This window comes from Halobacillus salinus (genome assembly GCF_004684905.1).
Classification (GTDB): Bacteria; Bacillota; Bacilli; order Bacillales; family Halobacillaceae; genus Halobacillus; species Halobacillus salinus.
This window is the reverse complement of the sequence record NZ_SRJC01000001.1, coordinates 452,854-477,648: the sequence shown is the minus strand read 5'-3', so window position 1 is coordinate 477,648 and position 24,795 is coordinate 452,854. Positions and strand designations below refer to the sequence as shown.

General features: G+C 42.2%; 25 protein-coding genes. 4 read left to right on the top strand and 21 right to left on the bottom strand.

The window, feature by feature from the left end; genetic code table 11:
- Nucleotides 1–307: 307 nt before the first annotated feature.
- The 8 genes from E4663_RS02735 to E4663_RS19930 form a co-directional block, all read right to left on the bottom strand.
- Nucleotides 308–1,015: a GntR family transcriptional regulator gene (locus tag E4663_RS02735; RefSeq protein ID WP_079479297.1), complete on the bottom strand. Its 708-nt coding sequence runs from the start codon at nt 1,013–1,015 to the stop codon at nt 308–310.
- A 28-nt stretch (nt 1,016–1,043) separates the two neighbouring features.
- The gene (locus E4663_RS02730; RefSeq protein ID WP_079479296.1) at nt 1,044–1,892 is read right to left on the bottom strand and encodes a YitT family protein; all 849 of its coding nucleotides are present in this window, start codon (nt 1,890–1,892) and stop codon (nt 1,044–1,046) included.
- Between the two features lie 257 nt (nt 1,893–2,149).
- Nucleotides 2,150–3,505: a PAS domain-containing sensor histidine kinase gene (locus tag E4663_RS02725; RefSeq protein WP_241657095.1), complete on the bottom strand. Its 1,356-nt coding sequence runs from the start codon at nt 3,503–3,505 to the stop codon at nt 2,150–2,152.
- A gap of 641 nt (nt 3,506–4,146) precedes the next feature.
- Nucleotides 4,147–5,016 (bottom strand): DNA-3-methyladenine glycosylase family protein, encoded by an 870-nt coding sequence (locus E4663_RS02720; protein WP_135326607.1) that lies wholly within the window; start codon nt 5,014–5,016, stop codon nt 4,147–4,149.
- Nucleotides 5,017–5,226: 210 nt separating this feature from the next.
- Nucleotides 5,227–6,003, bottom strand: a complete 777-nt coding sequence (gene pdaA / locus E4663_RS02715) for a delta-lactam-biosynthetic de-N-acetylase (protein WP_135326606.1) — start codon at nt 6,001–6,003, stop codon at nt 5,227–5,229.
- A 115-nt stretch (nt 6,004–6,118) separates the two neighbouring features.
- Nucleotides 6,119–7,429 carry a Na+/H+ antiporter family protein gene (locus E4663_RS02710; RefSeq protein WP_079479294.1) on the bottom strand — a complete coding sequence of 437 codons (1,311 nt, stop codon included), beginning with the start codon at nt 7,427–7,429 and terminating at the stop codon, nt 6,119–6,121.
- A gap of 104 nt (nt 7,430–7,533) precedes the next feature.
- Nucleotides 7,534–7,710, bottom strand: coding sequence for a hypothetical protein (locus E4663_RS19720; protein ID WP_158290411.1), 177 nt, complete (start codon nt 7,708–7,710; stop codon nt 7,534–7,536).
- 15 nt (nt 7,711–7,725) lie between these two features.
- Nucleotides 7,726–7,878 carry an SE1561 family protein gene (locus E4663_RS19930; RefSeq protein ID WP_168927324.1) on the bottom strand — a complete coding sequence of 51 codons (153 nt, stop codon included), beginning with the start codon at nt 7,876–7,878 and terminating at the stop codon, nt 7,726–7,728.
- A 126-nt stretch (nt 7,879–8,004) separates the two neighbouring features.
- Here E4663_RS19930 and E4663_RS02705 point away from each other — a divergent pair, with 126 nt between their 5' ends.
- The gene (locus E4663_RS02705; RefSeq protein ID WP_079479293.1) at nt 8,005–8,865 is read left to right on the top strand and encodes a mechanosensitive ion channel family protein; all 861 of its coding nucleotides are present in this window, start codon (nt 8,005–8,007) and stop codon (nt 8,863–8,865) included.
- A gap of 4 nt (nt 8,866–8,869) precedes the next feature.
- Here the strand turns inward: E4663_RS02705 and E4663_RS02700 are convergent, their stop codons facing one another.
- The 3 genes from E4663_RS02700 to E4663_RS02690 form a co-directional block, all read right to left on the bottom strand.
- Entirely contained in the window at nt 8,870–9,664 is a 795-nt protein-coding gene (locus E4663_RS02700; RefSeq protein WP_135326605.1) for a YfkD famly protein, read from the bottom strand.
- Nucleotides 9,665–9,720: 56 nt separating this feature from the next.
- A complete protein-coding gene (locus E4663_RS02695) occupies nt 9,721–10,332 on the bottom strand; it encodes a YczE/YyaS/YitT family protein (protein WP_079479291.1) in 612 nt (203 codons plus the stop codon).
- Between the two features lie 78 nt (nt 10,333–10,410).
- On the bottom strand, nt 10,411–10,803 hold the full coding sequence (locus E4663_RS02690; protein WP_135326604.1) for an OsmC family protein: 393 nt from the start codon (nt 10,801–10,803) through the stop codon (nt 10,411–10,413).
- Between the two features lie 140 nt (nt 10,804–10,943).
- On the opposite strand from E4663_RS02690, the gene E4663_RS02685 reads away from it, so the two are divergent.
- Nucleotides 10,944–12,119, top strand: a complete 1,176-nt coding sequence (locus tag E4663_RS02685; RefSeq protein WP_135326603.1) for an MFS transporter — start codon at nt 10,944–10,946, stop codon at nt 12,117–12,119.
- Nucleotides 12,120–12,151: 32 nt separating this feature from the next.
- Here the strand turns inward: E4663_RS02685 and E4663_RS02680 are convergent, their stop codons facing one another.
- From E4663_RS02680 to E4663_RS02655, 6 genes are all read right to left on the bottom strand, one after another.
- The gene (locus tag E4663_RS02680; protein ID WP_135326602.1) at nt 12,152–13,141 is read right to left on the bottom strand and encodes a metal ABC transporter solute-binding protein, Zn/Mn family; all 990 of its coding nucleotides are present in this window, start codon (nt 13,139–13,141) and stop codon (nt 12,152–12,154) included.
- 113 nt (nt 13,142–13,254) lie between these two features.
- Nucleotides 13,255–13,665 (bottom strand): Fur family transcriptional regulator, encoded by a 411-nt coding sequence (locus tag E4663_RS02675; protein ID WP_079479287.1) that lies wholly within the window; start codon nt 13,663–13,665, stop codon nt 13,255–13,257.
- Nucleotides 13,662–14,519 carry a metal ABC transporter permease gene (locus E4663_RS02670; protein ID WP_079479286.1) on the bottom strand — a complete coding sequence of 286 codons (858 nt, stop codon included), beginning with the start codon at nt 14,517–14,519 and terminating at the stop codon, nt 13,662–13,664. The genes E4663_RS02675 and E4663_RS02670 overlap by 4 nt, the downstream gene beginning before the upstream one ends.
- Complete coding sequence (locus E4663_RS02665) at nt 14,516–15,298, bottom strand: metal ABC transporter ATP-binding protein (protein ID WP_079479285.1); 783 nt, start codon at nt 15,296–15,298, stop codon at nt 14,516–14,518. Before E4663_RS02665 ends, E4663_RS02670 begins: the two co-directional genes overlap by 4 nt.
- A 141-nt stretch (nt 15,299–15,439) precedes the next feature.
- A complete protein-coding gene (locus E4663_RS02660) occupies nt 15,440–16,132 on the bottom strand; it encodes an amino acid ABC transporter permease (RefSeq protein ID WP_079479284.1) in 693 nt (230 codons plus the stop codon).
- Between the two features lie 10 nt (nt 16,133–16,142).
- On the bottom strand, nt 16,143–17,021 hold the full coding sequence (locus tag E4663_RS02655; protein ID WP_079479283.1) for a transporter substrate-binding domain-containing protein: 879 nt from the start codon (nt 17,019–17,021) through the stop codon (nt 16,143–16,145).
- Nucleotides 17,022–17,257: 236 nt separating this feature from the next.
- On the opposite strand from E4663_RS02655, the gene E4663_RS02650 reads away from it, so the two are divergent.
- Nucleotides 17,258–19,174 (top strand): heavy metal translocating P-type ATPase, encoded by a 1,917-nt coding sequence (locus E4663_RS02650; protein WP_135326601.1) that lies wholly within the window; start codon nt 17,258–17,260, stop codon nt 19,172–19,174.
- A gap of 66 nt (nt 19,175–19,240) precedes the next feature.
- Here the strand turns inward: E4663_RS02650 and E4663_RS02645 are convergent, their stop codons facing one another.
- From E4663_RS02645 to E4663_RS02635, 3 genes are read right to left on the bottom strand one after another with little or no spacing between them, the layout of a single operon-like run.
- On the bottom strand, nt 19,241–20,077 hold the full coding sequence (locus E4663_RS02645) for a YihY/virulence factor BrkB family protein (RefSeq protein ID WP_135326600.1): 837 nt from the start codon (nt 20,075–20,077) through the stop codon (nt 19,241–19,243).
- Between the two features lie 24 nt (nt 20,078–20,101).
- Nucleotides 20,102–20,428, bottom strand: coding sequence for a YtxH domain-containing protein (locus E4663_RS02640; RefSeq protein WP_135326599.1), 327 nt, complete (start codon nt 20,426–20,428; stop codon nt 20,102–20,104).
- Between the two features lie 2 nt (nt 20,429–20,430).
- Nucleotides 20,431–20,907, bottom strand: coding sequence for a low molecular weight protein-tyrosine-phosphatase (locus tag E4663_RS02635; protein ID WP_135326598.1), 477 nt, complete (start codon nt 20,905–20,907; stop codon nt 20,431–20,433).
- A gap of 221 nt (nt 20,908–21,128) precedes the next feature.
- On the opposite strand from E4663_RS02635, the gene E4663_RS02630 reads away from it, so the two are divergent.
- The gene (locus E4663_RS02630) at nt 21,129–22,511 is read left to right on the top strand and encodes an alanine/glycine:cation symporter family protein (protein ID WP_135326597.1); all 1,383 of its coding nucleotides are present in this window, start codon (nt 21,129–21,131) and stop codon (nt 22,509–22,511) included.
- Nucleotides 22,512–22,590: 79 nt separating this feature from the next.
- Here E4663_RS02630 and E4663_RS02625 read toward each other — a convergent pair whose 3' ends face one another.
- Complete coding sequence (locus tag E4663_RS02625; protein WP_135326596.1) at nt 22,591–24,750, bottom strand: EAL domain-containing protein; 2,160 nt, start codon at nt 24,748–24,750, stop codon at nt 22,591–22,593.
- Between the last annotated feature and the right edge of the window lie 45 nt (nt 24,751–24,795).

The window sequence follows — 24,795 nt, the reverse complement described above, 5'->3', positions numbered from 1 at the left end:
TACTCATTTTTAGCTTAAGGCAAATCTATTGAGTGCGCGAAATTGACAGAAAACTTCATTTGGAGTAAACTCTTAATCATATAAAGTCGGAGGAGTGTTGAAAGATGAGAGGAAATGAGTATGTATTCCTAATTGCCGTTTTTGCATGCCTAATAAGTATATTCCTACTTATTTCCTTTGTTACGAGCAACTTCACCTATGTGGCCGCCTCCATTCTTTCTGTTCTGCTCGGGACTTCGAGCATATTATTTAAAACCATACAGATTAAGAACTCCAATAAAAAAAGCCTTTAGACATCCCTAAATGTCTAAAGGCTTTTTTGGTCGTCTTTTAAAGTGGACGGAATGGATGGTAAAGACAAGTCAATCCCCATGTAGGTTAAACTTTCTTCCATGTGCTGATCAACTAATTGCTGCAACCTTGCTAAATCACGATTGCGTAGCCCTTCCACAATCCATTCATGTTCTTTAAAACGTTTCTTTTCATCCAAGTTCTCGTCATAAAATACGTCATATAACATTAAATATACATTGATTTGGTCTAGCATCCGCTCTGTAAATTCTATCAGAAATGGATGATTGGTCTGATAAGCCAAGGTCATGTGAAATTGCTTATTGACCTCAATGTACGTCAAAATATCCCTCGTGTTGTACGTTTCTTTCTCGTGCTCTATCCAGGATTCCAGTTTTTCTATTTCTTCCTCAGGAAGCGTGTAACAAACCATTTCTACCGTCATTCTTTCCAACTGTCGCCTCATGTGGAAAGCTTGCTTGATTTCTTCGGTGGTAGGTTCCACAACAAACGCTCCCCGATTCGGTATGATTTGCACAAGCCCTTCTTCTTTGAGTTTGTTCATAGCGTTCCGAATCGGCGTTCTTGAAACCTTCATATCTTTCCCAATCGTTTGTTCCACTAACTGAGTCCCTGGTGCAACTTCCCGAAGCAAAATAGTTCTTTTCAATTTTTGATAAACGGTTTCCGTCATTGAAGGACGATCTTTTACCGGTGTTGGCATAAATAACTGCTCCCACCTTTTTCACAGGTCATGCTAGTCTCTTGAAGTTCTCTCCAAGAATTTCATTCATAGAGTGTACAGTAATGAAAGCATTATTGTCGATACTCGTCATATATTTCTTCAGTCGAGTGTAATCCTTGCGGTTCAGAATAGTCGTAATAACTTCCTTATCTTCTTGATTGAAAGCACCCTTCGCATTGTGAATGGTAGCTCCTCGTCCTAACTGGTTGACTATGAAGTAGCGTACCAATTCGCTTTCACGGCTAATGATGACTATTTCTTTATTATTATCAAACTGCTGTAACGTATAGTCGATCACAAGACCATTAAGGATTACACCGAAGAAGGCATACATTCCTACAGTCGGACCGAAGATGAAGATGGAAGAGGTTGCGATCGCTATGTCTGAGAATAGGACTCCTTTTCCAACTTCAATAGAGAAATACTTATTTAATATCATCGCTAGAATGTCTGTACCACCAGTAGAAGCCCCCTGATGAAAGACTATAGCCATTCCAGATGCTGCGATGATCTGGCCGATAATTAACTGAATGAGAATGTCATTACTCCATGCTTGCTGCATTGGGAAGAATACTTCTAGCCCCCAAACCATAAAGGAAAGGGCAAAGCTTGCATAGATTGTCTTTGCTCCAAATTGGAACCCTAAGAATATGAATCCCACAATAAATAGTAAGATGTTAAGAATAATCATGATAAGTCCAAGAGATAATCCTGGGAATACTTTCTCCAGTACAATCGATAGACCACTTACACCACCAGTGGCTAAGTCGTTAGGAGATAGGAAAAAGTGAACGTTTGTGGCAACCCCTAGCGCACCGATATTCATAAGTAGAAATGACCATAATTTCTTGAGCATCAGAAAGCCTCCTTTTATATAGAAATATGAAAGATTTTGTCGAAAAAAAATTGTAGTACAATCGGGATTATAGAGCCCTACAATACGTTTGTAAACAGCTTTTTATGTAAAAATGTAATTTTATTTTTGTAAGCGATTGATGAGGAAATTTTCCTAAAATTCGGTTCGTTCTTCATTTCTTAATGTAACTGTATCGGTTAGGTTAATGATGTCGAATGAAAGCAAAAAAAAACGACAGTCCATGGACTGTCGTTTTTTTAATAGCGTGGGAGACGGACGGTAACTTTCGTCCCCTCTCCTTTTTTACTTTTATAAGAAATAGTCCCATTCAGATCACCGACGATTTTCTTCGTCACCATCACTCCGAGTCCGGTACCTTTCTCTTTTGTCGTAAAGAACGGCTCTCCTATCTTCGCAAGTTCTTGGGCACTCAATCCAGGACCATTATCACTAACGGAAAGCGTTAGGTCATTGCTCGATAATTCAGCCACGATCGAGACAATCCCTCCGTGGTCTACAGCATCAATTGCGTTTTTGACCAGGTTGATCAATATCTGATTCAATCGCTTCGGTTCCGTAGAAATCGTATCGTTCAAGCTCTTAGGATTATAAATTAGTTGAACATTCTTTTCGTCCGCTTCTGGTTCTAACAGACGCGTGACATAAGTTACAACACTACCTGGCTCGACCTCTTCCTTCTGCAAAGAAGATTTCGGCTTGGATAGCATCATGAAGTCCTGAACTATGGCTTCAATTCTGTTCACTTCATCTAAAATGATATTCTGATAATGGTCTCTCAAATCAGGGTTAGCGGCACCTATTTGCAAAAATCCTTTAATGGCGGTCAGTGGATTCTTGATTTCGTGGGCAATTCCAGCCGACATCTGAGTGATTGTCGAAAGCTGCTGCGACTTTTCTTTTAGCTTCAACATTTCATTCTTTTCTGTAACGTCTTCATGAATCCCGATGACATATACCGTCCCATTGTTCTGAACAGGGAACCCTTTGGTCATCATACACTTCTCTTCTCCATTAGGACCCACCAGACGATATTCTACTTGGTGTTTCTTAGATCGCATAAGAGCTAAACCTGACTTGACTCTGTTCAAATCATCAGGATGGACGACATTCAAGACATTCTCTGGTTTGGATAATGCTTCCCTTCTCGACATCCCAAATACACTTTGGAAAGAGGGACTCAAGTAATGAATTTGTGTAAAGCTGTCATTAGAGATCCAAAATACGTCTTTCATGTTGTTTGCAAGTATAGCAAATCTTTCTTCAGACTCCTTCAGTGCCTGCAGCTGTTGCTTATAGTGTGTAATGTCTTGTAAAAAGATGGACAGTCCCGCATCTGTCGGGTGCACCGTAACATGAACGGTAATTCCTCTATTATACAAATGACCTTCGAACTCTACCTCTTCCTGCTTTTCCATTGCTCTTAAATAGTGCTGGAAGAAGTGATAATGCTCTTCGATAGAGTAAAGGTCCCACAGCTTACGAGCTTTATTACGATCGAAGGTATAGCCCGTGATCTCTTCCATCTTTTTGTTTGCATATTGAATCTCCCAATTGTGTCCGATAATCGCCATACCTTGTGGGAACTTGTCCAACAAATCAGACAGATGTTTCTCATTCGTTTTTGATTGCTCTGTACCGGAACGACACTTCGTTTATATGGCAACTGGAATGAGGTGAACATGGGCTGTTGTTCAGGTTTAGGCTCAATACTTTGACGTTCAACTGATTTCTCTTGGATAGCATCCTTGATCGTCAGTGCAATTTGTCCATTTGTTAAATGGATCAGTTGGCCTTGTCGGTTCCATTCAGAAATATGAAATGTCTTATCTTTTAATCCTTCCGTCATCAGCCTATGCATCAAGCGTTGCAACTTTTGCTGAGCGGATCTTGGTAATAGAAGCATCCATTTAGAAACTGACATTTCTGTTTTCTCTAAATGCAGCATATCCTGCATCTCTTTATTAACAATGACATGCTGTTCTCGTAGGTCGAGTAAACACGCAGGTGTTGCATTCAAACTAAGAACTTCCAAAATCTCATTGCTATGAACTTGGTCAGAATACCTCTCTCTAATCACCAATATTAAGACCTCTTTCCTTTACCGCTCATTTTTCAAACATGTTTACATTATAACGCAGGATTGAAAAATTTTGAATATCACCTTTGAACTTTTCCACCAATATTTTCTATTCATTATATGTCGTTTTTACCTATTATATGACTAAATCTGCCTTTATCCTTCTATACTGCGCCAAAGAGTCAATGAAGCGTAACTCATAAATGGTTCCCAGGATTCACTCCAAGCTTCCATCTGCTCCTTATTAGGCTTTTGGTCCAAATTAAAATAGTACTTCAACGCATTTTGAATGCCGATGTCCGCTTTTGGAAACATGTTTTCCCTTCCAACTCCGAACATGAGCCAATTCTCAACCGTCCAAGGTCCAATCCCTCTGATCTTAAGCAATTGTTTCATGACATCTTCATTTGATAATGCGGCTACTTCGTCTAAATCAATCTCACCTTCAACAATTTTCTTAGAGGTATCTATGACATACTCAGATTTCCGCTGGCTGAATTGTAGCTCTCTTAATTGCTCATAAGAAAGTTCCGCCACGACGTCTGGGGTAGGATAGAACCATACGCCGTCCTTTTCACTGCCGAAATGCTGAACGAACCTTGTACTAAGTGTATAGGCAAATTTCATGTTGAGCTGCTGATGGATAATCACTTTCATTAGACAATCATACAAGTGAAAATCTTTTACAATAGGTGTGCCAGGGTGTTGGACAAAAAGCGTCTCCAAATTCGTATTAAGGAAATGTTCGTGAACCTCTTCTAAGTCTCTGTCCCATTGAAAAAGGTTGTATATATGTTGAAGGAGCTCTGTTTTCACTTGATCGCTTTCACTTGAAACTTCAAATAATGGCTCTTCTGTCGTTCCTAACCCTTGCACACGAACTATATGCCTTTCCTTGTTTAAACGAACAGGAACATCCACCCATCTTTCTTCACGGTTCAGCTTCGTCAGCGGATCGAACTGCCATCTAAGCAACGTATAGTCAAAGTCATAAAAACTTTTCGCATGAACTCTTTCCTTCCACATTCCAAAACGTCCTCCCAGCGACAAAAAATCTAGTCTGTCTTCATCATAACTTGTTCTCCATAACTCGCAAAGTATCCTTCAAAAAAATGGGCTTTTGTTTATTTATTTCCCAAATATTCACTGAAACTAACGTCCTGTATGGCGGAAAATGAATTATGCTTCAGATGTCCTATAAAAAAATCACTGTGCACAAGTGCACAGTGATTGCTTCTACAAGTTCCAAAGTGGAGCAGGAATATACTGTTTGATCATTAGATCATTCAGTGTCCCGAATTTGTAACCCCGCTTACGGAGTTCATCAATTAATTCAGACAGTGCATCTGCGTTATCTTGTGAAACAGAATGCAATAATATAACGGCACCGGGATGAATTTGATTCAACACGCTGTTGTATGCATATTCCCATCCTTTTTGGTTATCGGTTTCCCAATCTTTGAATGCTACAGACCAAAACGCATGTGTGTACCCGAATTCTTCAGCCCATTTCAATGTCTGATCATTGAATGTGCCCCGAGGTGGCCTGACAAATGACATCGTTTCTTGATCGGTCAGCTCACGAACCGCCTCATTAACTCGCTTCAACTCTTCTTCCATTTTGTCTTTCGATACTTTCGTGAAGTCTGGGTGGCTCCAAGAGTGGTTTCCAATCAGATGACCTTCTTTTGCCATCCTCTTTACCAATTCAGGTGCACTCTCAATGTAATGCCCTGTAATGAAAAATGCTGCAGGGACATCTTTCTCTCTCAGCACATCCAACACTTGTCCGGTATATCCTTGTTCATAGCCATTATCAAAAGTAAAGTAAACGGTTTTGTCTCCTGAAGGGTCGACATAGAAACCATCATACTCCTCAACCATCGGGCCGTACCTTCCGACATCCGGTACCTCGCCTTCCTGGCTCTTCTTGTAACCCCAACCTTCTGCGAAAGTAGCTTGAGGAATAAACAGCATCAGTAGAACGAATCCTATAAGTGTACGCTTTAACATGGAAATCACTCGCTTTTTTCTTAGTATGCGTGACAACTGATGACTCATTAATAAAAGCGGTTGGCAATAATCTCCACAAAAAAAACGGATGGAGATCAGCTCCACCCGCTTTCTTTTATAACATGATTGCTGCAATCCATCCGAAGATGAACAGTGGGATATTGTAGTGTAAGAAGGTCGGTACACAAGTATCCCAAATATGATTGTGTCTTCCGTCTGCATTCAAACCAGAAGTAGGTCCAAGCGTACTATCTGAAGCAGGTGACCCCGCATCTCCAAGTGCTCCTGCAGTACCTACTAAAGCTGCAATCGCCATCGGAGAGAATCCTGCTTCTAAACAAATCGGAACAAACAATGCGGCAAGAATCGGTACAGTTGCAAAGGAAGAGCCGATTCCCATTGTGACCACAAGACCGACAAGGAGTAGTACAAAGGCAATCAGCGCCTGTTGATCTCCGATAAAGCCAGAGCTCTTCTCCACAAGGTCGGATACAGAGTTTGTTGCCGTCAGTACATTCGCATACCCTGAAGCTGATAACAACACGAATGCAATGAATCCCATCATCGCAATGCCGTCATTGACGACTTTATCCCCGTTCTTGTAAGGAACCACGCGGAAAACAAACATAAGAATAAGTCCTGCTAAAGCCGCTAGGATCAAGTTAGACAGGAAGACTTGAATAAGCAATGTAACAACAATCGCTACAAGAGTGAAGAAGTGCTTAATGGTGAAGCGATCCACCTTTTGTTCAGGCTGTAAGGCGTCTAATTCATTTTCTTGAGTGACTGCTTTTGGCTCTCTTGGTTTTCTATATGAAATAAAGATAGCAACAAGTAAGCCGAGTATCATTCCTGCCCCTGGAAGAAGCAAGGACTGCGCGATCGAATAAACTCCAAGTTCTACGCCTTGATCTGCCAAAGCATCCCGGATCGTCTTGTGGAAAATCAGCCCGAATCCTAACGGAATCATGACATACGGTGCTTTCAACCCAAAGGTTAGTGCTGCCGCTACGGCACGACGGTCCAATTTCATACGATCAAACAAGCGTAATAACGGCGGAATTAATATAGGAATAAATGCGATGTGAACCGGTATTGCATTCTGTGAAAGACTTGCTATTAGTGCAATGACTATTACGAGCAGCGTCTTCATATCTTTAAGCACATTCAATAATCCATTTACCAATAGAGACGTAATCCCGGAGTAGCTGATTGCTACTGCAAAAGCCCCTAATAATATATAACTTAATGCCACATTTGCTTGGCCACCCATGCCACCTACAAATAACTCTATCGAAGAAATCAATGTTTCCCCGTTCATTAGTCCAGCAGTAAGACCAGCAGCAAGAATGGCAATAATGACGTTTACCCTGAGCAGGCTCAAGATTGTCATAACAAGGACAGAAACAACTACCGCCCAAGCCATAAGGCAATCCCCTCTCTTTCGTTCTATCATTCACCTCATTAACGATTTACCATGATAAAGCATAGAATTAAAAAAATCAACCCTCCTGAGAAGAGAGTCAATTTTCACACAACATTGACGTACAAAAGAATCAGCACCAGCGCGATGAAAGAGCCACCCCAAAGCTGTTTGAGATTCCTAGGAACAGCTCGACCTGATGCCATACGTACGAACGACATGATCATAGTCAACATGAAGACAAATCCGACAATCGGTGAAATCATATAAAGAATGGCATCCATCCTCTAAATCCCCTTCTATTCCTTCATTTTATTTTCAAGTTCCTCCAACATAGAAATGAGGCGATCGATGTCCTCTACCGATGTCTCTTCCGGATCAAGAGCTTCGATACGATCTACAAACTGAGATAGACGCACCTTCAAATCCTGAATCTGTTCTTGTTGTGCCATCATTACATACCCCTTTTCGTACATTTTACTGTACTTAATGATAATACAAGTGTCGATGTATGTCTAACAGGGGATAAGAATGGTAAAAATGCTATAATACAAACAAATGTCGACAGGAGGTATCTTATGGATTGGATAAAAAGTGATTGGTGGAATAACGTTGAGGAATATCCTCCCTTAGCCATCCTAATTTATGCTATCGTTTTAATCATTATTGTCATCACTTCAAGAAGGGTGATTCACTCCTTCTTCAAACGGACGGACTTCATCGAAGAAAAAAAAGAGCGCACTCTGGAGTCGATGTTCAATTCAATCATCAGCTATACAGCTGTCATCGCTTTCATCCTTCTTGTGCTTGGTGAATTTACCGAGATCAATAAACTGCTTGCCGGTGCAGGAGTTATCGGAATAGTAATCGGTTTTGGTGCTCAAAACCTGATTAAAGACTTCTTCGCAGGACTATTTCTACTATATGAAAAGCAATTACATAAGGGGGACTTCATCACCTTAAATAACACCTTCCACGGTACAGTCGAGGATATCGGACTGAGGTTTTTGAAGATCCGTGAATGGAGTGGTCGATTGTTAACAGTCAGCAATGGCCAAATTACGACAATTGAGAACTACAACTTTCAATACATGCGTGTGATTGAAAAAGTAACAACAAATTTCAGGCAAGACCCTAGAGAGGTGTTCACAGCACTTGAGGCTGCTTGTAAGAGGCTGAACGAAGAGTGTAGTGATTACTTGAAGAAAGACTTGAAGGACGAGCCGATCGAGCCTTTCCAAGTTTATGGTATGAACTCTTTGAACGATCAGTATCGTGGATATCAGTACACGGTGACAGGAGTAGTGCACGATCTTATCTATTGGACAGCAGCAAAAGAAACGCGCCGGATCATTGCCGAAACGATGTACGATCATAACATCGCTATGGCTGAGCAGCGCGTCGAAATGTCTGATTACTCTCCTGCTAAGGAGAAATAACGATTTATTTCAGTTCAAAAGAGAAGCTTACGTGATCTTGAACAGGAATCCAAGCTCCAATACCTTGTCTTGTCACGTTTTTGACGGAAAGCATCTTTTTGGATCCTTTCAACTTGATATACACATCACCGAAAGCGACCTCACCTTTCTCATTTACAGCTGGTGCAAAAGCATGCAGGCGACCAACCTTGTTCATCGGAACGGCATAGGTATTGTTCTGTTTTGTTCCTTTGCCAATGACGGTTGTAAAGGATAGCGGAAGCTTCGTATTCTGCTGCGCTTCCAGCAATATCAGTTTCATCATTTGGTCACTATGACTGATCCTTGACGTGAGCCCACCTTTCACCTGCTTCTCTTCCTTCTGGACGTAGCTGATCTTCTCGGTCAGCTCCCCTCCATGGTTATTAAGTTCATTCGTGTTGATCTCCTGGTACTCCCAGTTGATATTAGTTTCTTTCGAATCATAAGCAAGCGGCCAACGTCCAAGAAACACTTCTCCTCTATAACCAATTGCAAGAGGAGACGGCTTTAAAGAGGTTTCGTTTAACATCTCAATCAACTGCGGATTCGTAATGCGGACATCCGAATCCTCCAGCAACTCTTTAGTCAACTCTTCTGACTCCAACAGTTCTTGGTCATCTGTCGAGTTTGGGTACGTGTTATCTTTGGAAATATTCAATACGTGATTAGGGATTGCGTTTTTCTCTTCTGACTTTTTATCCTCAGCCGAAGTGGGCAAAGCATTCACAACGGTTAGAAGTGCAATAAGAGCGATGAGGACTACCCATCTTTTGTTCACATCTTCAACCACCTTTCTTTTTACTTATCATGTGAAAGGTGGCGGTTGTCTATACCCTATGAAATCATTTTGTCCATTGCGTTTTTAGCTTTCGGCTCAAAAAATTGTATGACTGGCCCGATTCCAAATAGGATCACCAGTGTACCAAGGCCAATCGGACCTCCTATCAACAAAGCCATCACGAGTGCGAACGCTTCTGTCAACGTTTTTGCGAGTCCTATTTTAAATCCGAATCGCTTCTGTAAGGCAACCATGAATCCATCGACCGGATTTAATGAGAACTTAGGTTGCAAGTAAAGCGCAGCTCCGAAAGCAATAATGACGATTCCGAGGATTAGCGTCAACAGTTGATATAGGAACGTTTGAACCATGAAAGAATCCAGTACAATAAGCATCCAGAAATCAATCACCTGTCCAAGAACAAGGATTGTGACGACCGCCAATATGTCCGGCTTTTCCTTGGCAATAAAAGCATTGACGAGAATCAATATTGCCCCTACTATCATTACCCAGTTCCCCACCGTCAATCCGATGGTTTCCGTCAAACCTACGTTCATGGCATCCCATGCACCAGCTCCGAGGTCCGCTTTAATCGTAAGCGTAATTCCAAGAGCGATAGTAATTAGACCGATTATGTAGAACAGCACTTTCACAGCAACTTGTTTCATGGTGTATCCCCCGTCCTTCTAAAATGACAAAAAAAAAGAGCTGTACATCCAAATTTTCGGATATACGCTCTTTCTATTTTATCTGCTGAGCTCGATACACTCAAGCGTTTCTTCTACTTCAATACTATCTTTTACAGATTGGACCATAGAACAGTTCTTACTCGATACCTGCAAATTCTTCAATAGCTTATCCTGATTTAAGTGGTACCCCTTGATAACGAAATGAAGCTTAATGCTTTCAATCCGATTCGCTTCATCAGAATTTCTTGTGATGTCTGCTGTCACTTTAATGTCTTCATATTCTGTACGCTGCTTATCGAGAATTTTGCGGAACACTCCAATGCTGCATCCAGCAATGGAAGCGACCATCAATTGATAAGGTCGGTATCCAAATGTTTCGTCTCCTGAGATATCTAGCTGTCCATACTCAAATGACGTGCGGACACCACTCTCTTTAATGTAAAAATCCATTTTCACTCACTCCTTTTGATCATCTGCGCCTTTACACCTATAATAACCGTTTTACGCTTGAAAATAACCTAATCCTGAGAAGAAACAGTTGCCCCGCTTCATCCGCTTCGTTTACGATAAGTGGGTAAGGAGGCACCCTGATGGTATCAAAACAAACACGATTCTGGATTCTAATTGGACTAGTCACCATATCAGGTTTCTCGCAAGGGATGTTACTCCCTTTGCTTGCGGTGATTCTAGAACAAAACGGGACATCTTCATCCGTCAACGGTTTGCATGCAACCGGGTTATACATAGGTATCTTAATTTCTTCTCCCTTTATGGAGAGGCCTTTGCAAAGACTAGGATACAAGCCGATGATTATGCTCGGCGGTGCGCTTGTCTTTGTTTCTTTAGCTTTGTTCCCATTCTGGCAGGCGCTTTGGTTCTGGTTCATGCTGCGTGTCACGATAGGGATAGGGGACCAAATTCTACACTTCGGAACCCAGACGTGGATAACAGCAACGTCTGCCAAAGAATCGCGCGGCAAAAGCATCGCCTATTACGGTCTGTTTTTCAGTCTCGGGTTCACAATTGGACCGTTAATGACCAACCTGCTGGACATTAGTCTTTTTGCACCGTTCCTGATCTCTGCTGCATTGAGCTTAGTTGTGTGGTTAGGCATGCTGCGTGTCCGTAATGAAATGCCTGAAAAAGACCATACCACAGCCTATGGAACCAGTTCAATCAAAAGGTTCTCTAGGGCCATTAAACTGAGCTGGGTAGCCTTTCTACCTCCACTCACCTACGGCTTTATGGAAGCTACTCTGCACGGTATCTTTCCTGTTTACGGAATGAGAATCGGCCATGAGGTCAAGATTTTATCTCTTATCATTCCATGTTTTGCTGCCGCTAGTCTTTTCTCACAAATTCCGCTAGGAGCTTTAAGTGATCGAATCGGCAGAAGAAAAGTCATCTTGACTGTCGTTGGCGGAGGAACACTCGCCTTCCTGTTAGCCGCATTCTTCGAGCATTCTATCGTTTGGTTGTTTGTCACTTTTGCTTTAGCTGGTTTGTGTGTGGGTTCCTTATTCTCCTTAGGTATTTCGTATATGACAGATTTGCTACCGAAGGAACTTCTCCCAGCAGGGAATATTTTGTGCGGAATGGCATTCAGTGTTGGCAGTATTCTAGGACCGTTTCTCTCAGGTACTTTTCTCGATCTCTTTCCTGGCTTGTCCTTCTTCTACATCATCGTAGGGCTATTAGTAATTGTCGGTGTTGCGACCGCATTCAGCCGAGAAGAACGAGCAACCAATGCCCCTCAGACCACTTAAAAAAGCAGCAGTCATTTAGACTGCTGCTTTTACTATTCGGATAGAGCTTCTTTCAGTTTGGCAAGGTTCTCTCTCATTAGAGTGAAATAATCATCCTCATTCTCGATATCTTCTTCCGTCAGAACCGACAAATTATGAATACGGAGCGACTCTGCACCGATTTCATTTTTAACGACATTAGCTACTTTCGGCGTAATGTTCTGCTCAAATAAAATGTGGTTCAGCTCATGTTTTTCAGCCGTTTCAATGATGGATTCTACTTCTTTCTGGGAAGGTTCATTGGATGGACTCACGCCAGAAATAGGTATCTGATTCAGGCCGTATGCTTTTTCCCAGTAGCTGTAAGCGGCATGAGAGACGATGATGTCATCTTTCGGGAGTGTCTCCAACGTTTTATGATAATCGTGATCTAAATCCTCCAACTTTTGCTTCAACCGTTCGAAATTATGGTTGAAGGTTTCCGCCTCTTCAGGTTCTATTTCAACTAATAATTCACGGATGTTATCTGCCATTTGAATGGATCGCAAAGGATCCAGCCATAGATGCGGATCGTTCTCTCCGTGTTGGTGGCCATCATGTCCCTTTTCTTCATCGTGATTGTGATTTTCCTGTTCCCCTTCGTCGACTTGTCCCTCATCGGCTTCGAAGGAATGGATATCTTCTTCAAGAGGGACTCCAGCAGAAGCTTCTAATATATCGACTCCTTCTGTTTCAATCGTATCTGAAATCGTCTTGGCATATCCCTCAAGTCCTTCCCCGTTGTAAATGAAGGCATCCGCACCTGCGAACTCAATCATCTCTTTCGTCGTCGGTTCATAACTGTGAGGGTCTGTACCGGGTGGCAGAATTGACTCGACTTGCGCCATATCACCAGCAATTTGGTCTGTGAAATATTGAATAGGATAAACAGTTGTATAAATATGAATATCATCTTCGTTTGATTTATCAGTCGCCGCTTCATTACCTTGACTACATGCTGTTACGATCATCAAGGTGAATAAAAGAACAATTACGCGTTTCATTAGTTGTCTCCTCTCGCACCAATCGGATTATACCGTAATGGTTACCCTTTGTAAAAATGTAATGATTACAGTTTGTGAAATACCAAGAAGAAAAGCCTGCATCAGATGCAGACTTAGGAACAAGCAGGGCATTTTCCGTATATTTCAAATTTATGATTTTCAATATCATAGCCTTGAAGATTATCCTGTACCTTATCCATCGGACAGAACTCAATGGATTTCGTTTTCCCACATGCTGTGCAAATAAAGTGATGATGGTGGCCATGAGTGTCACAGCTAAGCCGGAAATGCTTCTCTCCACCAAGCTCCGTAGCCTCCAAAATCTCTTCATCTGTCAGCAAATATAAGTTTCTGTAAATCGTATCGTAACTTACACCAGGAAAATCTTCTTGAAATGTTTTCAAAATATCTTTTGCCGCAATATATTGGTCTTGATTCGTAAATATTTCAAGCATTCTCTCTCGTTGCTTCGTACGCTTATAGCCTTTTTCCCGCAATCTTTCTAGCGCCGTTTCCATTTTCATGTCGCTTCACCCTTTACCAGTAGTTGCTTTTGAACACGCTTATACATAATGGTCATAACAAGAATCAGTACAGCAGTCATCACAATCGTTCCTCCTGGTGGAACACTTAAGTGATACGAAGAAAACAATCCAATAATGACCGAGGTTTCCCCGAACAAAATCGAAAGGCCAATCGTCTGCTTGAAACTTCTAGACAAACGAAGGGCAGATGCGACCGGTAAAGTCATCAATGCCGAGACTAGTAAAATCCCAACAACTTGCATCGAGGAGGCAATTACGAGTGCAACCATGACAATAAACAGAAGATGAATGAAACGTCCACTCACACCAGATATTGATGCATGCTCCTCATCAAAGGATAGAACAAAGAGTTCCTTATAGAATAGTATAACAATCGCAATGACGCCGAGTGTAATGAAAAGAACCGTCCACATACTGGAGCGATCAACGGCTGTAACACTTCCGAACAAGTAGCTGAATAAGTCGGTGTTAAAACCGTCTGCAAGCGAAATCAGAATGACGCCGAGACCAATTCCTCCAGACAGAATAATTGGTATGGCAAGTTCTTCATAGTGTTTGTACACTTTGCGAAGTCGCTCGATCAGAATGGCGCCAGCAACCGAAAACACCATCCCCATATAAACCGGGTTCCAATCGTTGATAGCGGATACTCGTTTTTCTAGTAATAAACTCGCAGCAATTCCTGTCAGTGTTATATGAGACAAAGCATCTGCAATTAAAGATAAACGACGAACAACGATAAAGACTCCTAACAAAGGAGCCACAACCCCGATCAGTAAACCTGTGATGACGGCATTTTGTAAAAACTGATACTGCATTAGACTTTCTATCATGATCGATTCACCTCATCGTGGCTGTGGTTATGCGTCAGTTGATGGACAGAATGACCGTAAAGCTCATTCAAATCATCATCGTCGAACTCCTTGTAGTCTTCAGATGCCCCGTGGAAATGGATAGACTTATTCATACAGACAACGTGTGTAGCGTGATTGGTGATCGTCCCGATGTCATGTGTCACCATTAACAGCGTAATCCCCTGCTCTTTGTTCAACTTACCCAGTAAGTCATAAAAAGCCGTTACGTGTTTCGCGTCTACTCCGACTGTCGGTTCGTCAAGTATCACTAAGGACGGGTCGCTAACTAAAGCCCTTGCTATGAAAACACGTTGTTGCTGACCACCTGAGAGCTCTCCTATATTCGAACCCGCGAACTCTTCCATTTCCACTGTCTTCAGTGCTTCTAAGGCTTTCTCTTTGTGCTTTCTCTTAAAAAAGGAAAAAGCGCCCATTCTTGAAACCAATCCACTCTTAACTACTTCAAGAACGGTTGCAGGAAACCCTGAATTGAAGCTATTTGCTTTTTGCGAGACGAAGCCGACCTCTTCCCATTGATCGAACTTCTTAATGGGTTCACCAAACAGACGGATGCTGCCTCTATCTGGGCGTGCTAAGCCAAGCATCAATTTGATCAGTGTGGATTTCCCGGATCCATTGGGACCGACCAACCCGAGAAACTGCCCTTCATATATAGACAAATCTACGTCTTTTACAACCCATTCTTTTTCATATTTGAAGGAGACTTGTTCCATCTCCACCATTGGTTTTTGTTTCATCACGTTACCTCTTTTGTAAATAATAATGATTACGAATTAATTCTTTCCTTATGATAAACCACACACTTGTAAGAATCAAATGATTTTCATCAACACTTATTATGTACGAAAAAACCAGAGTTCAGAGACTCTGGTTTTTGGTTATAGATATTTGTTATAGCGCTTTTCCAAGTAATCCTGTAAAGCTGAGAAAACCATAGTGAGCGGCCAGTATATCAAAGCTGCTGTAATGTACATAGTCATTGAATCTACTGTACGTCCAGCTGCGATTTGAGCTTTGTTCAAGATTTCTGGTACAGAAATCATAGCTGCTAAAGATGTAGCCTTCAGTAAATCAAGAAATACGTTCCCAAGCGGTGGAATCGCAATTCTTGTTGCTTGTGGCATAATAATTCTCCGGATTGTCTGCCAGTACGTGAACCCAAGTGCACGCGCTGACTCCCATTGCCCGTAGGACACACTATTCAAGGAAGCTCGATTAATCTCTGCAATATAGGCTGCACTGTTTGTACCGAACCCGATGATAGCAGCAACAGTCGCCGGAAACTCAATGCCAACCACAGGCAAACCGAAATAGAGAACAAATAAATAAACTAATATAGGTGTTCCTCGCATGAAAGATATATACAACCTCGCCGGCCACCGTAATAAGATACGATCCGAACCTCTGGCGAGTGCGAGGAAAAAGCCTAGAACAAGACCAATCACCATTCCGATCACAGCAACTAAAAGAGTGAGCGGAACCCCCTCCAAAATGAAGGGGAGATTCGACCAAGCATTCTCAAATCTGAACAGCTTCTCTATTTGGATAGAATCGATTTCGATACCTAGCATAGGATACCTCTTACAACTCTAATCCTTCAATCTCGCGAATATCTTCTTCTGGTTTCTTGGAAGCGTCTTTCCCACCGAAGAATTCTTCAGACAGTTCCGTAAGCGTACCGTCTTCTCTCATTTCCTGCAATGTTGCATCAATTTCTTCTTTCAGTTTGTCTGCATCTTTCGGCATGACAATTGCTGAGTTAGTTGGGTGGAATTGAAGGTCAGGATGTAGTTGAACTTCGATATCCGGAAGTGCTTTCAATGCAAGAGACTGCAAGTAATAGTCATTGATGATAAAGTCTGTGCGTCCATTCTCTACGTCAAGCAAATATACATCATTTGTTACGTTTCCATAAGTTTTCGTAGTAGCGCCGAAGTGTTCTGCAATTTCAGAGAAAACTGTCGTAGCACCACCACCGTGTTTTTTCCCTTCCAGGTCTTCCAACGTTTCGATTCCAGACAGATCAGATTCACGGACGATCATCGTGGAATAAGAATATTTGTATGGTTCACTGAACGTGAACTGTTCTTTCCGATCCTCTGTAACTTCCATATCATTAATTACAGCATCGATACGACCACTGTTAATAGCGGAAAGTAAACCGTCGACTCCGTACTCTTCAAATTTCAGATCAAGGTCAAGACGTTTAGCAACCTCTTTCATGATTTCCACATCGTAGCCAGTCATCTCATCCGATTCCTCTGGATAGTAAGATGCCGGGAAAAGCGTACCTGAAGTACCGACTACAATTTCACCATTTTCCTGTATTTCATTCCACTTTTCAGCAGAAGCTTCCTCTTCATTATCCTGTTTATCACTCTCTTCATTGTTGCTTGAGCCACAAGCGGCAAGAAGAACTGTGAAAGAAACTATAAGTATAAATAATAACCCTTTACGCATAGGTATTTCCACCTTTCAAAAATTTTTTACACCTTATTCAATATAGCAAGTTTACAGTTGTAATATCAACTGTACGACTCGGTTTTTTAAAGTCCGAATTTTGCAACAATATCTTTTTCACCTTGACTACGAACTTTTTTAGGTTAAAATAATAACATATACTAAATTAAAATCATTCTAATCTAAACGATGTTCATTCTCAATTAGAACATATCGAAAAGGAGATGACCGGAATCATGGCGGATGAATTACGTACATTAACCAATAAATCATGGCGCCCTTCCTCTTTGTTTGAAGTACCTTGGAGGGAACACGCTGAACTAATTGCAGCTCTTTTCAGTGGAGCGCTTGTCTTATTCGCTTGGATTTTTGAAAGTTCTTTATCACCAGCTACTTATATAACGCTTCATATCATAGCTTTTATCATTGGTGGGTTTGCAAAGGCCAAGGAGGGTATCGAGGATACAATCCAGGAGAAAGAGTTAAATGTAGAACTTCTCATGATACTTGCAGCTATCGGTTCAGCAGCGATTGGTTACTGGACGGAAGGTGCTATTCTTATTTTCATCTTCGCACTTAGTGGTGCCCTTGAAACGTACACAATGAACCGTAGTCAAAAGGAAATCTCTTCTCTGATGGACCTTCAGCCCGAGGAGGCAACTCTTCTTACAGAAGGGCGTCATGAAGTAGTGAACGTATCGTCGCTTCGTGTAGGGGATCACATCCTGATTAAACCAGGGGAGCGCGTACCAGCTGATGGAGCTATCTTGAAAGGTGAATCTTCTATTGATGAAAGTACCATTACAGGGGAGTCTGTTCCGTTGACAAAAGGTAAGCATGAAGATGTTTTTGCGGGGACAGTCAATATGAGCGGCAGTTTGACGGTTGAAGTGAATAAGCCTTCCAACGAGACGGTGTTTCAAAAGATCATTCAGATGGTGCAGTCCGCTCAAAGTGAGAAGTCACCTTCTCAGTTATTTATTGAACGTTTTGAGAGCACTTATGTGAAGGTCGTTTTAGCCGTGGTAGCCATCATGATGGTCCTTCCCCACTTTGTATTCGGTTGGTCATGGATGGATACGATTTACCGCGCGATGATTCTTCTCGTTGTTGCTTCCCCATGTGCCTTAGTTGCATCCATTATGCCCGCGACGCTGTCTGCAATCTCGAACGGCGCACGGAAGGGGTTATTGTTTAAAGGCGGCGTCCATGTGGAGAACTTATCTCACATAGAAGCCATTGCCTTTGACAAAACTGGTACTCTTACAAAAGGAAGACCCGAAGTGACCGATGCAATTTTTTCAGAAGACATCGATCAGCGGTACGCAATCCAAATGACCGCATCTATTGAGAACGAATCCAATCACCCGTTGGCTAAAGCGATCGTCGCCTACTCAAATGACATGGATATCCCTCTCACTGGTGTAGAACAAATGAATGATGTAAGTGGAAATGGAGTCACTGCCACCATAGATAAAACCGAATGGAAAATCGGAAAACCAGAGTTCGTAGGTAAAAACGAGGCGTACCAATTCGAGTCAGGCATTGCCGAAACTTTAGCCTCTCAAGGAAAAACCGTCATCTTCATCAAAAAGTCAGACCGTATCATTGGTCTATTCGCTTTGAAGGATACGGTGCGTGAGGATACGAGGAAGGCAATCGAAGGACTTCGTAAACGAGGCGTTTATACAGTCATGCTGACCGGTGATAACCCGATGACAGCCGCTGCCATAGCAGAAGAGGTAGGTATTGATCAATTCATAGCCGAGTGTATGCCAGAACAGAAAGTAGACGAATTGAAAAAAATGAAAAACCACTTTAATCATGTAGCCATGGTTGGAGACGGAATCAATGACGCCCCTGCCCTTGCAACTGCAGACCTAGGGATTGCTATGGGAGAAGGAACGGACGTAGCACTTGAAACAGCTGACGTTGTATTGATGAAGAACAACCTACCGAAGATTGTTCAAGCAATGAAACTTTCTGAGAAAATGAACAGGATCGTCAAACAGAATGTCGTCTTTTCCATTGCGATCATCACCCTTCTCATCATCAGTAACTTCTTGCAAGTACTCGATCTGCCACTAGGCGTAATCGGACACGAAGGAAGTACGATATTAGTCATATTAAACGGTCTGAGATTGTTAAAGTGATAAACGATACAAGCGCACAGTCTTGAGAGACTGTGCGCTTGTTATTGTTTCAAATGGTATCGATTATTACGCTTTCGTCGATTGTATATCATGTTCCCTACGGAACATGATGGCATTGATTTCTCCACCTAAAATGATAATGATACCTGTGAGGTAAAACCAAATCATTAGGACGATTACACTTCCCAGGCTGCCATAGGTCCCCGAATAATTCCCTAAGTTGCTTACATAAAAAGAAAAAAGCAGCGAAGTTCCTTGCCAGCCGACTGTACTGAAGAGCGCACCGATCGATGTATTCTTATATCTTATCTTTTTGTTTGGTGCCATGGCGAATAAGAACGACAAGACAATGAAGAATATAACCGTCGAAATCACCCATCTCAATGCCTCCCACATCGCAATAAAACTATCCGAAAGGCCAATATAGGAAAAGATATAAAGACCGATACTATGGCCGAGTACAGGAAGCAATAGTGCGATGCCGATCACGACAACCATGGCTATAGTGAGGACGATGGCAATCAACCTAGCTACAATGAAATGCCGATCTTCTTCGACATCATAAGCTCGATTAAAAGCACGCATAATGGCATTCACACCGTTTGATGCAGCCCACAACGTACCTATAATCCCAATAGAAAGAATTCCTCCATTTTCATTTTTCAATAAAGAAGAAACGTTTTCCGTGATCATATCGAACGTCTCGGGTGGTGCGTATGTACTGATGAAGGCTAGAACACGCTCTTCATCGATACTTATAAACCCAAGAAGTGTAACTAGGAAAATCATAAAAGGAAACAATGAAAGCAAAAAGAAATAAGCGAGTTGAGCTGCCATTCCGCTAACATCGTCTTTTCCGAATCGATTGATTAGTTCTTTTCCTATGGATATGAGATCTTTCATGACTTTCCATCACCTCGAGTTACATTAAGAGGCTTCTTTAGAGTCAACAGACTTCAGTTGATTTTCCACCTCTTTATTAATTTCTCCTACTTTGTTGAGCATATCCTCAAGCTTGCTCAACAATTCAAGAAGCTCTTCTACACCTTTATTCAATTGCTTGGACACATATTCATAATTCAAACGCAATGAATGAATAGCCTGAGAAGGTTGTTTAATGTACCCCTTGCATGTCGAACCTGCCGAACGTCCTCTTTGCCCTACATAACTTCTAGTATCCTTATCGAGCAACATGAGTCCTCCTCCGACCGCTGCACCAATCAACATGCCTTTCCATAACTTTTGCTGTCCCATTATTATTCCTCCTTCAAAGAATGTTCATTTTTTATTCTTTCAAGCAAGCGTGAGCAGCCTGCACTCACAAGATTATACACATAATCGAAATTACCTGTGAAATATGGGTCCGGCACATCCGTCTCAACAGCATCAGGAACGCCATTCAATAATTTGTCGACGACTACACCATTCTTTTCACGAATCGCCTTCAAATCTCCCATGTTTTTCTCATCCATTGCAATGATGTAATCAAAGTCGTCCCAATCAGAAGCTTTGACTTGCCTTGCTCTCATACCTTCATATGAAATCCCTTGCTCATCCAGGATTTTTCTTGTCCCTTCATGAGGTTCTGAACCTTCATGCCAATGTCCAATTCCAGCAGAATCAATTCGAATCTGTGATTCCAACCCCTCTTTTGACACCAAATCGCGCAAGATCGCCTCCGCCATCGGTGATCTACATATGTTCCCTAAGCAGACAAATAGAACTCGAATCATATTTCTTTCCCCCAAACATAGTATTTCATTTTTCCTTATTTCTATAAATAGACCAAGAAGGCATTCCATCCTCCTTCTCTTATAGCATATTTCCTCCAAACCTGTCTCCTAAACGCATCTTAATATGAAGAAATAGGAATTGTCCTTGACTTTTGGTTGAAATTTTCTGAATATTGTATATAGAAACCATTTTATCACAAATTGTAGGGGGTTGGAGAACGATGTTAGAAGACGTATTAGGGAATATAAGTTCCATTGTCTGGGGCCCGGTCCTGCTTATTTTGCTTGTCGGGACAGGGGTTTACTTGACGCTCAGGCTCGGATTCTTACAGTTCAAGACACTGCCGTATGCATTACGGCTTGCGTTCGTCCCGAAAAAAGATAAGAAAAAGAAGAAAGAGAAAGGGGATATCTCCCATTACGAAGCGTTGACGACTGCACTTGCCGCCACGATCGGGACTGGTAACATTGCAGGGGTAGCAACGGCCGTGTTCCTTGGAGGACCAGGAGCCGTCTTTTGGATGTGGATCACCGCTGTATTCGGGATGGCTACCAAGTATGCGGAAGCTGTACTTGCCGTCAAATACCGTATCGAAGGACCGAATGGAGAGATGTCCGGCGGGCCGATGTATTACCTTTCTAGAGGATTGAAAACGAAGTGGCTCGGAAAATTGCTTGGTGTTCTATTTGCAATATTCGGTGCTGTTGCTGCATTCGGAATCGGAAACATGGTACAGTCCAACTCTGTCTCTGACGTCATGGAAACAACGTTCAGCGTCCCTACGTGGGTGACTGGTCTTATACTTACTGTTTGTGCAGGGTTAGTGTTACTAGGCGGTATTAAGAGCATCGGGAAAGTGACTGCTTTCTTTGTCCCGATCATGGCCGTCTTTTATATCATAGGAGCACTTATCATTATTTTCACGAACTTAGGAATGGTCCTTCCCGCTCTCCAAACGATCTTCACAGATGCGTTCACAGCAAGTGCTGTCGGAGGTGGAGTGCTAGGTACTGTCATTCGATTCGGTGTGGCTCGAGGAGTATTCTCCAACGAAGCAGGGCTCGGATCCGCTCCGATTGCCGCTGCTGCTGCAAGAACTGATTATGCTGGTCGTCAAGCACTTGTATCGATGACACAAGTGTTCATTGATACGATTCTTGTATGTACGATGACGGGTCTTACCATCGTAATGGCAGGTCAGTACCAAGGCGATTTGGACGGTGCAGACTTGACGACTGCTTCATTCGAGATTTTCCTTGGAGATGCAGGTGCTTATATTGTCACAATCGGTTTAATCTTCTTTGCCTTCTCGACTATTGTAGGTTGGTCTTACTATGGGGAGAAATGTTTCGGGTTCTTAACGGGACAAAAGGGTATTGGAATCTACAAGATCGTGTTCGTCTTATTTGTATTCATTGGAGCCGTTGCCCAACTCGATATCGTTTGGAGCCTCGCTGATATCATGAACGGACTTATGGCCTTCCCGAACTTGATTGGTCTACTCATCCTTTCTGGTGTAGTAGCCGCCGAGACGAACAAGTTCCTGAAAGTTGCTAAGAAGGAAAGACAAGAAGAGAAGGAAGCTCGTTATTCAAACGGATAAAGAAAAACGCCACATTCATTGTGGCGTTTTTTTGTTTCTGAAAAGATCCTATATTTAAATTGCACAAGGAGAAATACTGTTATGAGTAAGATTGCTTCTTTACGAGCGATTTCTCCATCTCTTCTGGTGGAAGTGGCTTGCTGAAGTAGTATCCTTGATAATAATCGCATCCGTTTTCTATTAAAAAATGAAGAACTTCTTCATTTTCCACTCCTTCTGCAATCACTTCCAACTTGAATGCCTCCGCTAATTGGATCATGACCTTTACGATCTCTGAGTCACTCGGGTCATGGAGTACCCCTTTAATGAAAGCTTGGTCGATTTTCAAATAGTGAATAGGGAATTTTCGTAGGTAACTTAAGGAGGAGTATCCCGTCCCAAAGTCATCAATGGATAAGGAGACACCTAAGGCTTTTAAGTCTTGCATGGTCCTTATGCATTGATCGGTATTTTGCATTACGCTGTTCTCGGTCACTTCGATCTCTAGGAACTGCGGCGCTAATCCTGTTTCATCCAGAATACGACGGACTTTGTCCGCGAAGTCTGTACGCTGTATTTCATTTGCAGAGACGTTTACGGCGACACGCTCCGGCGCATATCCATCCTCTATCCACTCTTGATTTTGCCGGCAGGCTTCTTTTAGCACCCATTCATCTACTTGAGTAATCAGCCCTGTCTCTTCTGCCAGCGGAATGAATTCACCCGGAGAAATAAATCCCTTCTCTGGATGATTCCAACGTACAAGGGCCTCCATTCCACTAATGAACCCCGTTTTCACGTTAACTTTCGGCTGATAATTCAAGTGAAGTTCATTCCGGCTGATCGCTTCCCGAAGGTCCCCTTCAATGGTTATACGATAATCATGATACTGATTCATATCTGGGGTATAGAAAAGGAAATTGTGCCTCCCGTTTTGTTTACAATAGTGCATCGCGACATTGGCGCATCCGATTAATTCATCTGCTCTTGAGCAATCTGTAGGGTGACGGGCCACTCCGATACGAGCAGTTATGAAAATTTGTTTTCCCATGATACGGATTGGGTTAGAAATCTCTCTCAAAACAGACTGACCGAGCTTGGCGATATCTTCACTGGAGTGGTCATTCAGTAGACAGACCATGAATTCATCTCCGCCTAAACGGTAAAGCATATCTCCCTTTGGTAGAATGCTCTCGATTCGCTTCGCCATTAGTTTGATGACTTGATCCCCAGCGATATATCCCATTGCATCATTTATATACTTAAAACGATCCAGGTTACAGAACATCAAGGTAACTTTTTCATGCTTTTTGAGAAGAGTTGGCAGGTCCGCTTGCAGTTTCCCGCGGTTTGGCAAGTCTGTCAATGGATCGTGGGAAGCCATATGTTCAATCCTGTGCTCCGCTTCTTCATACGAAGTAATTTCAATCGAACTTCCAATCACCTCGGCAATTTTGCTTCCCTGCATGACCGGAGACAATGTAGTGTAGAAATAGCGGTCTTGATAGCAGTGCTTATACGATAGCACTTCTCCTTGAAACCCACGTTCGTATTTCGTCTGGTAGAACAGTGCTTTGGACTTTCCGAATATGTCCTCTAAAGAACGGTTCTGAACAGTGTCAGTTGTCAGTCCAATATCTTCGGCTAGTTTCCCTTCAAAAAGGGTATAGCCAAAATCATCAGAACCTCTCCGCTCTACCTTAAACACCAGATTTACTAATGACTGCACTGTACGGGAGTAATCTCTGTGAGCTCGCTCGAGCTGCTTCGCTTCCTCCTGCTTCTGGGATGTAATATCCATTCCGAACATCATATATGAAGCCTCATCAGATAACGGAACCATTATAGTCCTCATCCAGAAAGGGACTTGTTTTTTCCCGATGAAGCTGAGATCCCCGTCAAAGACCTCATCCTCATTCTTCTCCCGCCAATAATTGCGGAATATATCATTGTCATCAGCATTAGTAAGAAACTGTTCGAAGTTGTTGTTCTGTACTTGACTAGATTCATAGCTTGCTAAGTTGGCAAAATAGTCATCACTATATAGAATTGTACCATCCTCATCTAGCATCAAGACGCACATTACATGACTCAAAGAGCGAAGCAAATGCTGTTGGGTATGTATGTAAGGTACAAGAATCCGCCCCAGGTCTTCTACCAACTTTCTCGATGTGTCATCTAAGGGGTGACTTTTCAGGGTGTGATAGAGTTGAAATATGTTATCCATGTCTATTTCTGTAGATTTGATAAGTTTATTCATAGGATTCCTCTCATGCTTTTTTTCTGAATAAGGAGCATTTGTCAG